Source organism: Cytobacillus sp. Bva_UNVM-123 (assembly GCF_046351715.2).
GTDB lineage: Bacteria > Bacillota > Bacilli > Bacillales > Cytobacillaceae > Cytobacillus.
Genome location: NZ_CM177772.1, coordinates 3,873,772 through 3,889,761, shown reverse-complemented (window position 1 = coordinate 3,889,761; position 15,990 = coordinate 3,873,772). Strand labels below are relative to the sequence as shown.

Genomic DNA, 15,990 nt, shown 5'->3' with positions numbered 1-15,990 from the left:
AGGGTGAATTCTATTAAATAACATGAGAATTCACGCAGGAGGAGATCGCAATGAAAAAGCTTGAATCAATGGAACAATTTGAACAACTTAGAGACAATGGGAAGCATATTTTTATGTTTTCAGCTGATTGGTGTCCAGATTGCCGTGTAATTGAACCGATCTTACCAGATGTTGAAGCAAAATATAATGACTATACTTTTATTTATGTAGATCGTGATGATTTTATCGATCTTTGTATTCAGCTTGATGTATTTGGAATTCCAAGCTTTATCGGCTTTCAAGATGGCCAAGAATTAGGCCGCTTCGTAAGTAAGGACCGAAAAACGCAGGAAGAAATCGAGAATTTCATTGAAACATTAACTAAATAAAGAACAGGCCAAACCTCCATCCTTTCTGATGGAGGTTTTTTCATGTACAATGATATTTAATTAACTCTGTTAAAGGAATAGGTTGATTCTTGCACCTGTTGATTGAAGCGAGCCAACCTGGAACGGAAATCAACAGCCATGTTTAAAGAAGAGCTAATTAATACAAAAGCCAGCAAAAGGAAAATAAGATAAACAACATTTACATCCTAATGGCCTAAGGAGGGATTTAGATGAAAATGAACAGTATTAAGATGAAGAATGAACTAGAGAAACGATTAACAAATTCGAATCGAATCTTTATATTTGATAAAAAAAAGGATGAACTTCGAATAGAAAATAAATTGACAAATAAAGGGATTACGATATCATTGCCAGGAATTATTGCTAGATGGGAGCAACAAAAGGAAAAGGCAATCGATGAAGTTGTCTATTATGTTGAGGAAGGTCTTCAAGCAATGGAGGGAGATATTCAGCTTTCAGGTTCTGAAAAAAATATTTTTCCCGTCATTCGTTCAACCTCATTTCCAACTGAATCTGAAGAAGGAATTGCTTTTTTAATGGATAAACATACAGCTGAAACACGAATTTACTATGCATTAGATTTAGGAAAAACGTATCGACTAATTGATGCAAAAGTGATGGAAAAAGAAGGCTGGATTCCGGAAAGAATAAGGGAGACGGCTTTATTTAATGTGCGCTCATTACCTACAGATGTGAAAATTGATACCGTTGCAGGGAATATTTTCTATTTTTTGAATAAAAATGACGGGTATGATGCGAGTAGAATTTTAAATGAAGCTTTTCTTAAACGAATGGTTAAACAAATAGAAGGAACGATGGCGGTGGCAGTTCCTCATCAAGATGTATTGATCATTGCTGATATTAGGAATGAAACGGGTTTTGACATTCTAGCTGAGATGACGATGAGCTTTTTTGCTAGTGGTCGAGTACCGATAACAGCTCTATCTTTTCTGTATGAAAATGGTGAGTTCGAACCGATTTTTATTCTCGGAAAAAACCGAAACAAATAGAAAATGGCTATTTTCGAAAGGATCACAATTTAGTGGTCCTTCATATTTTTCTACAAATTTCTCGAAATACTGATAAAATAAAAAGGAAAGTACGTAAGAAAGAGTTGGTATAAATTGAGTTGGATAAAAAAGATCGTACGGATTTTTAAAAATGATGAAGAGAATAATGAAGAATATAAAGAAACGATACAGCCTGAATGGAAAGATTCACAGGAAAATCAAGCAAAAGCCTCAAAGGATGTAAATGCTAGAGTATTTTATCAATACCCAAAAGGACAATTCCGTTTTCCATTAATCCCTGATGATAATTCTGAGCCAAAAATGAGGAAAGAACGTCCTTATCAAGCAAAAAAAATGGATCCTCAGGCTCGTGAAGTTAAGAAAAAGGTAGAAGAGCAAAAACAAATACATAAGCAGCAGCAAAGAAGTAAATCAAATACTTCACAAATACGAACAAAAGTAGAACCAGTTAGAAAGCATGGACCATTTCGACCAACAGAAATTCCTTCTCCAATATACGGCTTTAAACGGCCGAGCCCGAAAGTAGCGGAATCGACTAAAAAGGAACAAATAATCCCAATTGAATACGAACTAAATAGTCATGCAAGTGAAGAAATAGAGGACAGTTTATTAGAACTATCACCAACTCCGATAAATGAGGAGTATCGAAATGATAGCGAGTTTCGTCACATTATTCTAGAGGATTCACATATGGATTCAACAGAAGTTCATCTGGAACAACTATCAAGCTGCGATGAAATGGATGAAGTCGAAGTTGCCCAAGATGTGTCCAAGGAATTAGAGCCAATTGAAAAAGAATACGATGAGCATGCAGGAGAGCAATTCGTTCAAGAAGAAGAGCTAGAAGAAATATATGTTCAAGAAGAAGAGCTAGCAGAGGTATATGTTCAGGAAAAAGAGCTAGCAGAGGTATATATTCAAGAAGAAGAGCTAGAAGAAGTATATGTTCAAGAAGATGAGCTAGAAGAAATATATCTTCAAGAGAAAGAACTAGAAGAAGTATATGTCCAAGAGAAAGAGCTAGAAGAGAGTAATCTCGAGCCAGAACATGAAGAATATACAAATGTAGATGAAATAGAGGAATCAGTACAGAACCCAGATCCAGCACCAAGAAAGCATATTCCTTTTAATGTTCTAATGCTTAATCAAGATAAACAAAAGCTATACAAAGGTTTATCTCCTGCTTCAGAAAGGAGCATAAATAATTCGCAACCAATTCAGGAAATCGAGTTAAATAAGCAGACAGAGGAAGAGGAGGAAATAGAAGAAGTTGAGCCTATTTCCTACTATCAGTTTCCTTCGAGTGATTTACTGACTCTAGCTGCAATGCAAGAAGATACGTCTGATTGGCTTATTGAGCAAGAACAGCTATTAAATTCTACGTTGCTAAACTTTAATGTTGGTGCAAAGGTAGTAAATGTTACACAAGGACCATCAGTGACAAGATATGAGGTTCAGCCTGATCCAGGAGTGAAGGTAAATAAAATAACGAATCTTTCAGATGATATTAAATTAAGCTTAGCAGCGAGAGATATTCGAATTGAAGCACCTATTCCAGGGAAGCATACGATTGGGATTGAAGTGCCAAATAAGACGAGCAGACCAGTTTTTATTCGTGAAATTGTAGAGAGTGATGAATTTATTACGAGTTCTTCACCTTTGACAGCGATTCTTGGATTAGATATTGCAGGCAACCCAATTGTAACAGATTTGAGAAAAATGCCCCATGGATTAATTGCAGGTGCAACGGGTTCAGGTAAGAGTGTTTGTATAAATTCCATACTTGTCAGTCTTTTGTATAAAGCAAATCCTGATGAGCTTAAGCTCATATTAATTGATCCAAAAATGGTTGAATTAGCTCCATATAATGGAATTCCCCATTTAGTTAGTCCTGTCATTACAGATGTGAAGGCGGCAACAGCTGCTTTAAAGTGGGCAGTTGATGAAATGGAGCGGCGCTACGAGTTGTTTGCGCATACAGGCGTTAGGGAGATTAGACGTTTTAACGACCTTGCAGAAGAGCATAAACGCTATTCAGAGAAATTACCGTATATTGTGATAATAATTGATGAGCTAGCTGATTTGATGATGATGTCACCAGCTGATGTTGAGGAAGCGATTTGCCGAATTGCGCAAAAGGCAAGAGCGTGTGGAATTCATTTAATTATTGCAACTCAAAGACCATCTGTTGATGTTATTACAGGATTAATTAAGGCGAATGTTCCAACAAGAATCGCCTTCTCTGTGTCATCACAAATTGATTCACGGACCATTATTGATATTAGTGGAGCTGAAAAGCTGCTTGGACGTGGGGATATGCTGTTTTTAGAAAATGGGTCGTCCAAGCCAGTTCGCTTGCAGGGTACGTTTGTTTCAGATGACGAGATTGATGATGTCGTCGCTCATGTTAAACGGGAGAGAGAACCTGAATATTTATTCGAGCAAGAAGAGTTATTAAAAAAAGCGCAAGTCATTGAAGAGGAAGACGAGCTCTTTTACGAGGCTTGCGAATTTGTAGTTGAGCAAGGGGCTGCCTCTACGTCAAGTCTACAAAGAAGATTCAAAATTGGCTATAATCGTGCTGCAAGGTTAATCGACATGATGGAACAGCAAGGTTTTATTTCAGAGGGACGAGGAAGTAAGCCACGCGAGGTTCATTTAACTGAAGATGAGCTTGAATCTTTACAAGACACTAGTACATTAAATTAATTAGTGGTATTGTGATTAACAGATACAAATAAGTAGCCTTTATATATGAACATTTCGTGAGGAGTTTAAGGATGAAGGAAATCGAACTTAAAGTAAAAGGGGAAATAAAGCGTTTAACGAATAAAACATTTAAATTCGATGAACGTGTGAAGGATGGTTGGTTTTCTGCTGTTTATTTTTTGAAAACGAGAGAGATCGTAAAAAAATATCATCATGATAAAATTGTTACCATGCAGTTTTTTCAAAAAAGTGATGCAGTTTTATGTGGAACAGATGAAGTCATCGCCTTACTTAAAACTTTTGCTGATAATTCGGATGAACTTGAAATATATTCATTAAAGGATGGCGATAAAATATCGCCATTTGAAACTGTATTAACGATTACCGGAAAATACGAAACATTTGGTTATCTAGAGGGCGTGATTGATGGAATTCTTTCTAGACGGACAGCGGTTGCAACGAATGTTTATAATGTTGTGAAAGCAGCAGGTATATCAGGGAAGAAGAAGCAAGTTATTTTCATGGGTGATAGAGATGATCATTATACAACCCAAGCGGGTGACGGCTATGCTGCTTTTATTGGGGGAGCTACAGCACAAGCCACACATGCAATGAATGAATGGTGGGGGAAAAAGGGAATGGGCACGATGCCACATGCCCTTATCCAACTGTTCAATGGAGATATTGTTGCTGCTTCAAAGGCATATAAAGAAACCTTTCCTGAAGATGACCTTGTCACACTAGTCGACTATAATAATGACGCGATTACGGATGCCTTAAAGGTAGCGAGAGTATTTGGTAATGATTTGAAAGGTGTTCGAGTTGATACATCTCGTACGTTAATTGATCAATATTTTTTACGTAATCAGCATTTGCTCGGTACATTTGATCCACGTGGAGTGAATACAGAGTTGATTTTTGCTCTGAGACAGGCACTGGATGATGAAGGCTTTCAGCATGTGAAAATTGTTGTCAGCGGCGGTTTTAATGAATCTCGCATTCTTGAATTTGAAAGGCAGGGCGCTCCTGTAGATACATATGGAATTGGTAGCAGCTTATTAAAAATTAACATCGGTTTTACTGGTGATAATGTGTTAATTAATGGTAAGCATGAGGCGAAAGCAGGACGCCGCTATCGTCCAAATCCACGACTTGAAAAAGTTGAATAGTTTTTGTATATGATTAATGTTATAATGTTTAAATGCGCAAAACTAGATATATGTCATATACTGTTTTACAGATATACGATGGTTGGAGGTTCTTTATATGACTATTTACCATTTCGTCGGTATTAAGGGGACTGGAATGAGTGCCTTGGCTCAAGTTCTCCATGATAAGAATTACCAAGTTCAAGGCTCAGACTATGAGAAAACCTTTTTTACTCAACTAGCCCTAGAGGAATCTGGAATAAAGATCCTTCCCTTTCAAAAGGAAAATATAAAGCCCGGGATGACGATTATTGCTGGCAATGCTTTTCCCGATTCTCATGAAGAGATTCAAGAAGCAATGGAACTTGACTTGCCAATTGTTCGCTATCACCGCTTTCTAGGTGATTTTTTGACAAACTTTACTAGCATCGCTATAACGGGTGCTCATGGAAAAACGTCAACTACAGGTTTGCTTGCTTATGTGATGAAAGGTGCTAGACCTACATCTTTCCTTATAGGAGATGGAACTGGAAGTGGAGATGAAAATGCGGAATATTTCGTTTTTGAAGCATGTGAATATCGCAGACATTTTCTATCTTATTCCCCTGATTATGCAATCATGACGAATATTGATTTTGACCACCCTGATTACTTTGCGAACATTGAAGATGTATTTGCAGCATTTCAAGAATTAGCATGGCAAGTAAAGAAGGGGATTTTTGCATGCGGTGATGATGAACAGCTGCAAAGAATTCAAGCAAAGGTACCTGTTGTTTTTTATGGATTTGGCGAAGAAAATGATTTTCAAGCACGAAATATTATTAAAACGACTACGGGAACAACATTTGACGTATTTGTTAGAAATACGTTTTATGAAACTTTTTCAATCCCTACGTTCGGAAACCATAATATTTTAAATGCATTAGCTGTTATATCCATTTGTCATTATGAAGAAATTCCTTCGGATATTATTCAAGAACGTTTACAAACGTTTAAAGGAGTAAAACGAAGATTTTCTGAGAAAAAAATTGATACACAAGTGATTATTGACGACTATGCACATCATCCAACTGAAATTAAGGTTACGATTGATGCAGCTCGTCAAAAATACCCAGATTATGAAATCATCGCAGTTTTTCAGCCACATACTTTTACAAGAACACAAACTTTCTTAGATGATTTTGCGGTTAGCTTAAATTTAGCCGATAAAGTATACTTATGTGAAATTTTTGGTTCTGCACGTGAAAATCACGGAAAACTATCAATTGAAGACCTTCAAGCAAAAATTCCTGGGGCAGAAATTTTAGCAGAGGATAAGACTTCAATTTTAAAATCCCATGAACATAGTGTCATTATCTTTATGGGTGCAGGTGATATTCAAAAGTTTCAAGAGGCATATGAGAAACAGTTGAGATAAGAACAACAACAACCCTTCCATTTGGAATAGAGGATATATCAAAAACCGCCTGTTCAAGCACAATACTGAACAGGCGGTTTTACCATAGGATATATTAAAAATCGTAATAGGAGTCAATAGCTCATCTTGATTGCCGAAATTTCCTGTTACAGGGTGACTACTATCTATGAAATTTCAGTGCAACAGTGTAACAACTTTTTTTCTTTACCGCATGGTAGCAAATCTAATAATACAAATTTTTCAATCCTATTTAGCTTTTGGGTATACTAATATACTGCTTGTTAGGCCTAAAGCTCCTAATAGTATTATCCATTTATATGGTGTCATGACTCCAAAGAGTATAAAACCCACTCCAACCAACCCATTCGTAAACACACTAATTTTTAAAGACCGTTTACTCGGTTTTGGAAGCATAATAGTTACTCCTGTAATCTCATTTGCTTTTTCACATGCCTTATTCATCGCAGTGTGCATTTTATCAATCATCATGTCCAACCACCCCTAAAATACAATATAAGAGAAAAACCAGTTAGATACGGCTCCTAAAAACGCCAAAACAGAAAAGGATACGCATATCCACCCGCCAATTTTTTGCCTTTTAGTTTGCTGTTGCTTTCGCAAAAAGATGACACCTACGAAAAGCAGAGCAATACCAAATCCGATATTAAAAACAATGGCTATGGGTGCTATGTTTTTCAAATTGTCTATGATGCTCCCGAATATTTCATCTATCATTTTTACTTACCTCATTTCTCTATCTCACATTTTGCTTGAAGATTGCTTTTATACTAATAGATAATCTTGCCCAAATATGTATGAACCATTTCCTCTCTTATTCAAACAATTCATCAATGACACTATTTAAGAGAAATTCAAACACCTCAAAACGGTCATAAGTAAATCTTTCTTCTAGAGTCACTGTAAATAACAAGGTGCCTATTACTGCGTAGGCTTTCTCCCTATCAACTTTTAGAGTAAGCTTAGCAAGCTCAATCATATCGTAGAAAAATGATACACTATCAAATTCTAATTTTTCTATGCGGTCTTTAGGCAGCTTATTCAAAAAAGCTAAGAAATCAGGAGTACCCAAATCGTATAAAAAGGGGAATTTGTCATATTCTCGAAAATGCCATATGAGAGATTTCATAAATCCATCTTTACCACCATTATGGAAAATAATATCCCTCAACCCTGTTTTTAATCGACTTTGTACACGTTCTAACGTTTCACAAAATAAATCTTCTTTTGATCCATATAATAGGTAAAATGATCCAGTGGATATACCGATTTTTGTTGTTAATTCACCAATACTTGTTTTTTTATATCCGTGTAGTGCCCAACTTCGCTCACATTCTATACAAAGTTTATTTCTCAATTCTTCTTTATCGTTATCTGAAAAGCCTTTTGGTCCTTTAGCCATATGATCACCTCCAATTATATTATGAATATTTTTATGTTTTAGTTCATGATATAATCGTAACGGTATTCATGCAATCTGTCAAGATGGATATGATAGAATGGAGAAACGGCATAGCCGAAGCTATGCCGTTTCCCGAAAACAATTTTATTCTTTTTGTGGTCTTGCCCTTTTGGCTTTTCTTTAAAGCAAACGGGCTTATTTTAAATTTTCAGGATTAAGTGCTTCAAGTTCAGGAAGCACGAAGCGACCATCTTTCCTAATTAGGACATCATCGAAATATATCTCTCCGCCACCGTAATCTGGACGCTGAATGTTAACCATATCCCAATGGATATTTGAATGGTTGCCATTATAGGCTTCATCATAGCATTGACCAGGTGTGAAATGGAAGCTGCCGTCAATTTTTTCATCAAATAAAATATCTTGCATCGGATGAAGAATATAAGGGTTTACACCAATTGCAAATTCACCAACATAGCGTGCTCCTTCATCAGTATCAAAAATTTTATTAATTCTCTCTGTATCATTTGCTTCAGCTTCAACAATTTTTCCATCCTTAAACGTTAATTTAACATTTTCAAATGTAAATCCGTTATAAGGTGATGGGGTATTATAAGTGATCACTCCATTGACAGAGTCTCTTACAGGTGCTGTATAAACCTCTCCATCAGGAATATTCATTTGACCAGAGCATTTAATGGCAGGAATATCTTTAATTGAGAATGTTAAATCTGTCCCAGGTCCAGTAAGTCTAACCTTATCGGTTTTGTTCATTAATTCAGCAAGACTATCCATTGCTTTGTCCATTTTTCCATAATCAAGATTACAAACATCAAAATAGAAATCTTCGAATGCCTCTGTACTCATTTTTGCTAATTGAGCCATTGATGCTGTAGGATATCTTAGAACCACCCATTTTGTTTTTGGAACACGAATGTCTCGATGGACTTTCTTTCCGACAGTTGCACCATGAATTTTCATTTTGTCATCTGGAACATCTGAATGCTCATTAATGTTATTTCCTGAGCGAAGTCCTATGTAAGCATCCATCTGGCTCATTACATTTGCTTCAAAGTCAGCCATCATATTAAATTGTTCTTCTTGTGCGCCTAATAATAAGGCACGATCAACTTCATGATTTTTTAATAGAACAAAAGGATAGCCACCTGCTGCATACGCTTCTTTAACAAGTGCAGTAACGAGCTCCTTCTGTAAACCGAAGTTTTCGATAAGAACTTTTTCCCCCTTTTGCAGACGAACGGAGTAATTAATTAAATTTTTGGCAAGTGTTTCAATACGTGGGTCTTTCATTCGTTTTTTCCCTCCGAAAAACTAGATTCATATAACACATTTATATTGTAACCTAAAATCCTTTTTTTGTTCATTTTTAAAAACATCCTTACATGTAGTATAATTTTAAGTGTCTATAAAAAGACGAAAAATAAAAGCAGGAAAATAAACAATTCATCTTGAACTGTTATAGTAGTACAGATTTTTCGTCAATTTTTTCGACATAGATTAAGGTTAATGGAGGCGTCTTTTTTGCAAATCATCTTATATTTAAGTATCGCACTTATTGCAATTGCTTTTTTGATTCTTGTCATTTATTTATCAAAAACGCTTAAATCTTTGCAAATAACATTAGATAGTGTATCGAAAACATTAGTTGGTCTTGAAAAGCAACTGGACGGTGTTACAAGAGAAACGACAGAACTCCTTCATAAAACAAATGGCTTAGCTGAGGATATTGGAAAGAAATCTGAAAGCCTCAATAGTGTTGTTTTCGCTGTTAAAGAAATAGGCGATTCTGTTCGCGGCTTTAACCGTTCTATTCAAAATGTTACATCCTCAGTTAATAATCAAATTGAGAAAAATCAAGATAAAATTTCCCAGGTTGTCCAGTGGGGGCAAGTTTTTCTCGAAATGAAAGAAAATTGGGAGATGAGAAAACAGGCCGCCGCTCAAAATAAATTAGAGGACAAGAAAGTTCCGCGTATAAGACGGGAACGAGGAAGAAACTAAAGGAGGAGATTGAATAATGGCAAATCAAGATCGTAACGAGCAAACTCAAGGAAAATCAGAAGAGAGTATTAATACAAAGGATTTTTTAATTGGAGCTTTAATTGGAGGGATTGTAGGGGCAACGACAGCACTTTTCCTTGCACCAAAATCCGGTAAAGAACTAAGAAGTGATATTAATGAGCAAGCCATTGTCCTTAAAGAAAAAACAGAGCAATTGCGTGAAACAGCTAAGACAAAAGGTACTGAATTAGCAGCTGTTGCAAAGGAAAAAACAAATGCTATTACACAAACTGTATCAAAACAATCAACAGAATTAGTGAATAAAGTTAAAAACTTAAGAACAAATGGAAATGCGGAAGATCAAGCTGAAGAAACAAAAGAAGTGGATTCAGACACAGCAGTTAATAAAGATAATGTTCAAAAAAAGCTAGAAGAAACGAAGCGTGCATTCGATGAGACTGAAGTTATTTATAATAAATAACTTTAAACGGATATTCATTCGTAATAAAATTGTGTTGGAAACGGTGAAGTGATAAAATGACTTCACCGTTTATTTTTAGCTAGCAGGAAAGTTTACGTTTATTAATGTATGAAAGTAAAATAAATTTCAAATTATATTAGCGTTTATAATACCGCATAAGAAAAGCTAGGGCATTCGCCGAAAGGACTTGGCAAATGCCGAGTTTTTCTAAAGGAGGAAATAAGTTCATGAAGAAATTTAATGGAAATGAAGACTTTGATCAAGCTGTGCAAACAGGAGATGAAATTTTCATATTGAAGCATAGTTCTACATGTCCAATTAGCCAGGCTGCTTATGAAGAGTATGAAAAATTCTCAACTGAAAATGAAAATACATACTATCTCGTTGTTCAGAATGATCGCCCACTATCTAATCATATCGCTGAAAAATTCCAGCTTAAACATGAATCTCCACAAGCGATTCTTTTCAGAAATGGGGAAGTTGTTTGGCATGCTTCACATTGGAAAATTACATATGACTCTTTAACTAGCGCGATATCAGAGAATAAATAATGAAAAAGCTATCACGCTCAGAGAATGATCTCTGAGCGTGATAGCTTTAATTTTTGAAAGTAAGTTTTGTATTTTTCTCAAGCGGCCAAACAATTTTTAATTCATCTCCAGGGTCAAGCTTGCAATCGAAAGTAGTTTGTTCCCCATTCTTTAATAATATGAATCTTCCATTTGTTTGCGAAGGAACTTCAATATCTACATGGCTGAACAAATCTTGAAAAATAAAAGGCTCAATTTTTTTCTGTTCAGTCAATAGGCTATCCCCGTCGTAAATCTCGTCACTTTCAGATAAAGGTTGCCCATCTCTTGTAATGATGGTAACTGGCTTCGTAAGATGGATTTCTTTTCCGTTAAAAGAAACGGGAATGTTTTGGGATAACATGATCTGTTTTAGATGCGCGAGTTCTCTCAATGTCGGCAGTTCTTTTTTCTCGATAATAATCTCATCACAATGTTCATAGCTGCTGAACGGTTTAATTTCCTTCCCATTCCGATAAAGAATTCCTGAAAAAGCAGAAATGAATGTTTCTTTTCCGTTTATTTTCACTCTAAATGGCCTGATCTCAGCCAGCAGCTCGTGCAGGCTAAGAGCTCTCAGCATATCCTCAACCGTTTCTGGGATCTTCACTTCTATTTCATCATTGTCATTAATATATTCTTCGGGTGCTGCTATTTTGCCATTTCGATTTAAAGAAGCAGAAATCGTATAGTGAACACCATTTATTTTTATATCCTTTGATGGAATCTCATCGATGAGATCTTTCAATTGGATTTCTGCTTTTTGTCCGTCAGCTCCTTTTGTCACAAAAAGCTGATCACCACTCTCAATTGCATCATCTAAGGAACAATGCTCTCCATTTCGTAATATAATTGGTGGTTCTCCATGACTTCCTGGTACAGTAATGCTTTGTCCGTTTAGCGTAATGATATTGGCTAACCCGGGTTTTCCATAAAGTTTATTCATTTTAATCCCTGCAGCAAGTAGACAATCTCCAACTGTTAGTTTTTTTACTTCAAATAAACGGACAGGCTGCTCATTTACATAAACTGTTTTGTACTGAACAGGTGATTTATGAGCGGCGATCGCAATCCCAATCGGGGTTACAAGGTCAGGACCTTTCCTAATATGCTCTGCTATCGTTAAAGAGCTAATGGCATCAATGCCGCGAATAGCTACTCTATTTTCGGGTAAACCTAATCTTTCGGCTACTTTTTTCGGTAATTCAGGTGTAAGACTACCACCTCCAACGAGCATAACCGCTTTTGGGGAATGGTTATTATTTAAATTCAATATTTCATTGCAAATCGATGAAGTAAGTCTCTCTAATGCCGGAGAAATTTGTTTAATAATTTCCTCTTTTTGGATTTCAGTTTCAAATCCTAGTATATCTGTGACCGTTATTGTATCATTTTCATGTAAATCTCTTTTTGCTTTTTCAGCTAATGGAAAATCAAGAAGCAACTGGTCACTAATCGCTTCCGTTATTTCATCTCCAGCAATGGGGACCATTCCATAAGCGATAATTGTACCAAGATCTGTAATGGCGATATCTGATGTTCCTGCACCGATGTCAACTAAAGCAACATTTAACCGTCTCATTGAAGGTGGTATTAATACATTAATAGCGGCAATCGGCTCTAATGTTAATGCCTCCATCTCAAGATCAGCGCGATGTAGGGCTGAGAGGAGAGATTCAACGACTACTTTAGGCAGGAAAGTCGCAATAATTTCCACAGATGCTTCGTTGCCCTGTTGGTCGATTAAGCTACCCATTTCCTCTCCATCAAGCCGGTAATAGAGCACAGAATAGCCGACACAATAATAGTAATAAGATTTTTCAGCTTGATGCTTTTCGGCAACAGATGCTTGTGCTTGTTGGACAGCACTTAGTTCTAGATGAAGAATATCTTGTTTTTGAATGAGCGGTTTTCCGTTAATATCAATTGTAATTTTTGCTCGTTCTGTCTTAAGGGCTCTTCCAGCTGCAGCGACACATACTTTTTTCAAAGGACCATATTTTACTTCAAGTGTTTCTTTAATTTCAGTAATAATTTTTGATACGGATAATACATCATGAATTTGTCCATCGAGCATTGCTCTTTCGGAATGCTCTTTCATAAGGGCATCAATTACTTGATATTGTCCGTTTTGTTCTTCCAAAATAATTCCAATAACTGAACGGGTTCCAATGTCTAAAGCAAATAATTTTTTTTGTTCTTGCAAGAGATACACCTTCTTTATGTATTAATCCAAAATACTTTACTGCTTAAAAGCGTCTAATTATTAAAGAAATTTTTCGTGACATGTTGGAAAAATTCATATATAATAAATTCTAATTATTAAAAATGTACCATATAATTATTATTTATTGAAGGGATGGGACAGGAATTGAGTAATGAATTAGATCAATTGCGAAATCGTGTTGATGAACTAAATTTGCAGCTATTATCCTTAATTAATGAGAGAGCAAAGTTAGTTCAAGAAATTGGAAAAGCAAAGGAAACACAAGGCGTTTATCGATATGATCCTGTCCGTGAACGCGACATGTTGAATTTAATTAAGGAGCATAATGATGGTCCATTCGAAAATTCTACGATCGAGCATGTATTTAAAGAAATTTTTAAGGCTGGATTAGAACTTCAAAAGGATGACCATCGTAAAGCACTTTTAGTTTCCAGAAAGAAAAAGCCTGAAAATACGATCGTTCATTTAAAAGGTGAAAAAATTGGGGATGGAAACCCACATTTTGTTTTTGGACCATGTGCGGTTGAGTCTTATGAACAAGTTGCTACCGTTGCGGCTGCAGTTAGAGATAAAGGCCTTAAGCTTCTAAGAGGGGGAGCTTTCAAACCTAGAACTTCTCCATATGATTTCCAAGGCCTTGGCTTAGAAGGACTCAAAATTTTAAAACAAATTGCAGATGAATACGATTTAGCTGTTATTAGTGAAATTGTCAGCCCAGGAGATATCGAAATCGCAGTTGATTATCTTGATGTCATCCAAATTGGTGCTAGAAATATGCAAAACTTCGAATTATTGAAAGCAGCAGGAGCGGTAAATAAACCAATTTTATTAAAACGAGGAATATCCGCAACAATTGAAGAATTTATCAATGCTGCAGAATATATTATGGCTCAAGGCAATGGTCAAATCATCCTTTGTGAACGTGGTATTCGTACGTATGAACGTGCAACTCGTAACACACTTGATATTACAGCAGTTCCGATATTGAAGCAGGAAACACATCTTCCAGTATTAGTCGATGTGACCCATTCAACAGGAAGAAGAGATTTATTACTTCCAGCTGCAAAAGCTGCCTTAGCAATTGGTGCGGATGGTGTGATGGCTGAAGTTCATCCAGATCCAGCCGTTGCGCTTTCTGATAGTGCTCAGCAAATGAATTTAAAACAGTTTGACGATTTCATGCACGAACTCCAGTCATCTGCCTTTGTTAGAGTTTAACTTGATTCATTCAGAAATTAATGGCAAGCAAGCCTTCTGCATTTTTGCAGGAGGCTTCTTAATTTCATAGTAAGAAAGCATATCCATTTTACTTTTGATGTTTATCTAGTACATAGGAAACCCACTGGGTGCTTACGCTTTTTTTATTGCAGCATGTAATTGTCTATCGTATCATTAATAATAAATATGTATGTGTAACTAGTCACATATTTACACTGTTTATAAGGCGTAAATAAACATACGATTTTTTATGATTAGATATGTGAAGCTTGCTATAAACTAAAGAGTAAATTAAAGGTCGTTAATAAAAGAAGGAGAAGTGAAGAAAAATGAACATAACAATTTATGATGTAGCGAGGGAAGCGAATGTTTCAATGGCTACAGTTTCTCGAGTTGTTAATGGAAATCCGAATGTAAAGCCTGCAACTAGAAAAAAGGTAACAGAGGTTATTGAGAGATTAGGGTATCGACCAAATGCAGTAGCACGAGGATTGGCGAGTAAAAAAACAACTACTGTTGGGGTGATTATTCCTGATATTTCGATAACTGTTTTTGCCGAAGTAGCTAGGGGTATAGAAGATATTGCGACAATGTATAAATATAATATTATTTTGAGCAACTCTGACCAGAATCTAGAAAAAGAGTTACATTTATTTAATACGATGCTCGGAAAACAAGTAGATGGAATCGTGTTTATGGGTGGAAATATTACGGAAGAACTTGTTGATGAGTTTAAAAAATCTTCTGTTCCCATTGTATTAGCAGGAACTATTGAAGAGTCAGAAAAAATACCATCTGTAAATATTGATTATGAACAAGCTACCTATGATGCGGTAAACGCATTTATCGAAAAAGGACATAAACATATTGCCTATATTATTGGTCCGCTAATCGAGCCAATAAATAGCGAAAAGAAATTGAATGGCTATAAACGTGCACTATCAGATGCTGGTCTACCTTATAAAGAGGAATTGATCGTTGAAGGGGATTATTCGTACGATTCAGGACTTGAGGCATTTGAAAAGCTGCTTGAAGCCGAGACAAGACCAACTGCTATTTTATCCGGTTCAGATGAAATGGCACTAGGGATTATTCATGGAGTCGAAGACAAAGGCTATAATGTCCCAGATGATTTCGAAGTAATTAGCTCTGATAATACTCGTTTATCTGTAATGGTGCGTCCAAGACTGACTACAATTGTTCATCCACTATATGATGTTGGCGCAGTTTCAATGAGACTGTTGACAAAACTGATGAACAAAGAAGAGGTACATGATCATATTGTTGTTCTCCCACACAGGATTGAACAGCGAAATTCAACAAAATAATGGAAATGCCGATAATATAGAAAGTGGAACA

Annotated in this window: 15 protein-coding genes; 10 read left to right on the top strand and 5 right to left on the bottom strand. The window is 36.1% G+C overall.

The features are described from left to right. Window positions 1–50: 50 nt before the first annotated feature. The 5 genes from KDN24_RS19955 to murC all read left to right on the top strand — a co-directional run bounded on the left by KDN24_RS19955 (window position 51) and on the right by murC (window position 6,694). Window positions 51–368 carry a thioredoxin family protein gene (locus KDN24_RS19955; protein WP_409973041.1) on the top strand — a complete coding sequence of 106 codons (318 nt, stop codon included), beginning with the start codon at window positions 51–53 and terminating at the stop codon, window positions 366–368. A gap of 230 nt (window positions 369–598) precedes the next feature. Continuing rightward, window positions 599–1,399: a DUF1444 domain-containing protein gene (locus KDN24_RS19950; RefSeq protein WP_409973040.1), complete on the top strand. Its 801-nt coding sequence runs from the start codon at window positions 599–601 to the stop codon at window positions 1,397–1,399. A 114-nt stretch (window positions 1,400–1,513) separates the two neighbouring features. After that, entirely contained in the window at window positions 1,514–4,129 is a 2,616-nt protein-coding gene (locus KDN24_RS19945; protein ID WP_409973039.1) for a DNA translocase FtsK, read from the top strand. A gap of 71 nt (window positions 4,130–4,200) precedes the next feature. Beyond that, window positions 4,201–5,298, top strand: coding sequence for a nicotinate phosphoribosyltransferase (locus KDN24_RS19940; protein ID WP_409973038.1), 1,098 nt, complete (start codon window positions 4,201–4,203; stop codon window positions 5,296–5,298). 97 nt (window positions 5,299–5,395) lie between these two features. Next, window positions 5,396–6,694 (top strand): UDP-N-acetylmuramate--L-alanine ligase, encoded by a 1,299-nt coding sequence (gene murC, locus KDN24_RS19935; protein WP_491348132.1) that lies wholly within the window; start codon window positions 5,396–5,398, stop codon window positions 6,692–6,694. Between the two features lie 246 nt (window positions 6,695–6,940). Here murC and KDN24_RS19930 read toward each other — a convergent pair whose 3' ends face one another. The 4 genes from KDN24_RS19930 to KDN24_RS19915 form a co-directional block, all read right to left on the bottom strand. Next, window positions 6,941–7,183 (bottom strand): hypothetical protein, encoded by a 243-nt coding sequence (locus KDN24_RS19930; protein ID WP_409973036.1) that lies wholly within the window; start codon window positions 7,181–7,183, stop codon window positions 6,941–6,943. A 12-nt stretch (window positions 7,184–7,195) separates the two neighbouring features. Beyond that, entirely contained in the window at window positions 7,196–7,429 is a 234-nt protein-coding gene (locus KDN24_RS19925) for a hypothetical protein (protein WP_409973035.1), read from the bottom strand. A 97-nt stretch (window positions 7,430–7,526) separates the two neighbouring features. Continuing rightward, complete coding sequence (locus KDN24_RS19920; protein ID WP_491348131.1) at window positions 7,527–8,114, bottom strand: TetR/AcrR family transcriptional regulator; 588 nt, start codon at window positions 8,112–8,114, stop codon at window positions 7,527–7,529. Between the two features lie 195 nt (window positions 8,115–8,309). Then, window positions 8,310–9,425 carry an aminopeptidase gene (locus tag KDN24_RS19915; protein ID WP_409973033.1) on the bottom strand — a complete coding sequence of 372 codons (1,116 nt, stop codon included), beginning with the start codon at window positions 9,423–9,425 and terminating at the stop codon, window positions 8,310–8,312. A gap of 231 nt (window positions 9,426–9,656) precedes the next feature. Here KDN24_RS19915 and KDN24_RS19910 point away from each other — a divergent pair, with 231 nt between their 5' ends. The 3 genes from KDN24_RS19910 (at window position 9,657) to ytxJ (ending at window position 11,168) form a co-directional block, all read left to right on the top strand. Beyond that, window positions 9,657–10,136, top strand: coding sequence for a DUF948 domain-containing protein (locus KDN24_RS19910; protein ID WP_409973032.1), 480 nt, complete (start codon window positions 9,657–9,659; stop codon window positions 10,134–10,136). A 16-nt stretch (window positions 10,137–10,152) separates the two neighbouring features. Further along, a complete protein-coding gene (locus KDN24_RS19905; RefSeq protein ID WP_409973031.1) occupies window positions 10,153–10,617 on the top strand; it encodes a YtxH domain-containing protein in 465 nt (154 codons plus the stop codon). Between the two features lie 227 nt (window positions 10,618–10,844). Next, entirely contained in the window at window positions 10,845–11,168 is a 324-nt protein-coding gene (gene ytxJ, locus KDN24_RS19900; RefSeq protein ID WP_409973030.1) for a bacillithiol system redox-active protein YtxJ, read from the top strand. A 46-nt stretch (window positions 11,169–11,214) separates the two neighbouring features. Here the strand turns inward: ytxJ and pilM are convergent, their stop codons facing one another. After that, window positions 11,215–13,392 carry a pilus assembly protein PilM gene (pilM, locus tag KDN24_RS19895; RefSeq protein ID WP_409973029.1) on the bottom strand — a complete coding sequence of 726 codons (2,178 nt, stop codon included), beginning with the start codon at window positions 13,390–13,392 and terminating at the stop codon, window positions 11,215–11,217. A gap of 165 nt (window positions 13,393–13,557) precedes the next feature. Between pilM and KDN24_RS19890 the strand changes: the two genes are divergently transcribed. Together KDN24_RS19890 and ccpA are read left to right on the top strand one after the other, a co-directional pair. Beyond that, complete coding sequence (locus tag KDN24_RS19890; protein WP_409973028.1) at window positions 13,558–14,631, top strand: bifunctional 3-deoxy-7-phosphoheptulonate synthase/chorismate mutase; 1,074 nt, start codon at window positions 13,558–13,560, stop codon at window positions 14,629–14,631. A gap of 329 nt (window positions 14,632–14,960) precedes the next feature. Beyond that, entirely contained in the window at window positions 14,961–15,959 is a 999-nt protein-coding gene (ccpA, locus tag KDN24_RS19885) for a catabolite control protein A (protein ID WP_491348130.1), read from the top strand. The last annotated feature ends 31 nt before the right edge of the window (window positions 15,960–15,990 follow it).

Coding starts and splice junctions, on each gene's coding strand:
- KDN24_RS19955 (WP_409973041.1), top strand. CDS start 51: ATGAAAAAGCTTGAATCAATGGAACAATTTGAACAACTTAGAGACAAT.
- KDN24_RS19950 (WP_409973040.1), top strand. CDS start 599: ATGAAAATGAACAGTATTAAGATGAAGAATGAACTAGAGAAACGATTA.
- KDN24_RS19940 (WP_409973038.1), top strand. CDS start 4,201: ATGAAGGAAATCGAACTTAAAGTAAAAGGGGAAATAAAGCGTTTAACG.
- murC (WP_491348132.1), top strand. CDS start 5,396: ATGACTATTTACCATTTCGTCGGTATTAAGGGGACTGGAATGAGTGCC.
- KDN24_RS19930 (WP_409973036.1), bottom strand. CDS start 7,183: ATGATGATTGATAAAATGCACACTGCGATGAATAAGGCATGTGAAAAA.
- KDN24_RS19925 (WP_409973035.1), bottom strand. CDS start 7,429: ATGATAGATGAAATATTCGGGAGCATCATAGACAATTTGAAAAACATA.
- KDN24_RS19920 (WP_491348131.1), bottom strand. CDS start 8,114: ATGGCTAAAGGACCAAAAGGCTTTTCAGATAACGATAAAGAAGAATTG.
- KDN24_RS19915 (WP_409973033.1), bottom strand. CDS start 9,425: ATGAAAGACCCACGTATTGAAACACTTGCCAAAAATTTAATTAATTAC.
- KDN24_RS19905 (WP_409973031.1), top strand. CDS start 10,153: ATGGCAAATCAAGATCGTAACGAGCAAACTCAAGGAAAATCAGAAGAG.
- ytxJ (WP_409973030.1), top strand. CDS start 10,845: ATGAAGAAATTTAATGGAAATGAAGACTTTGATCAAGCTGTGCAAACA.
- ccpA (WP_491348130.1), top strand. CDS start 14,961: ATGAACATAACAATTTATGATGTAGCGAGGGAAGCGAATGTTTCAATG.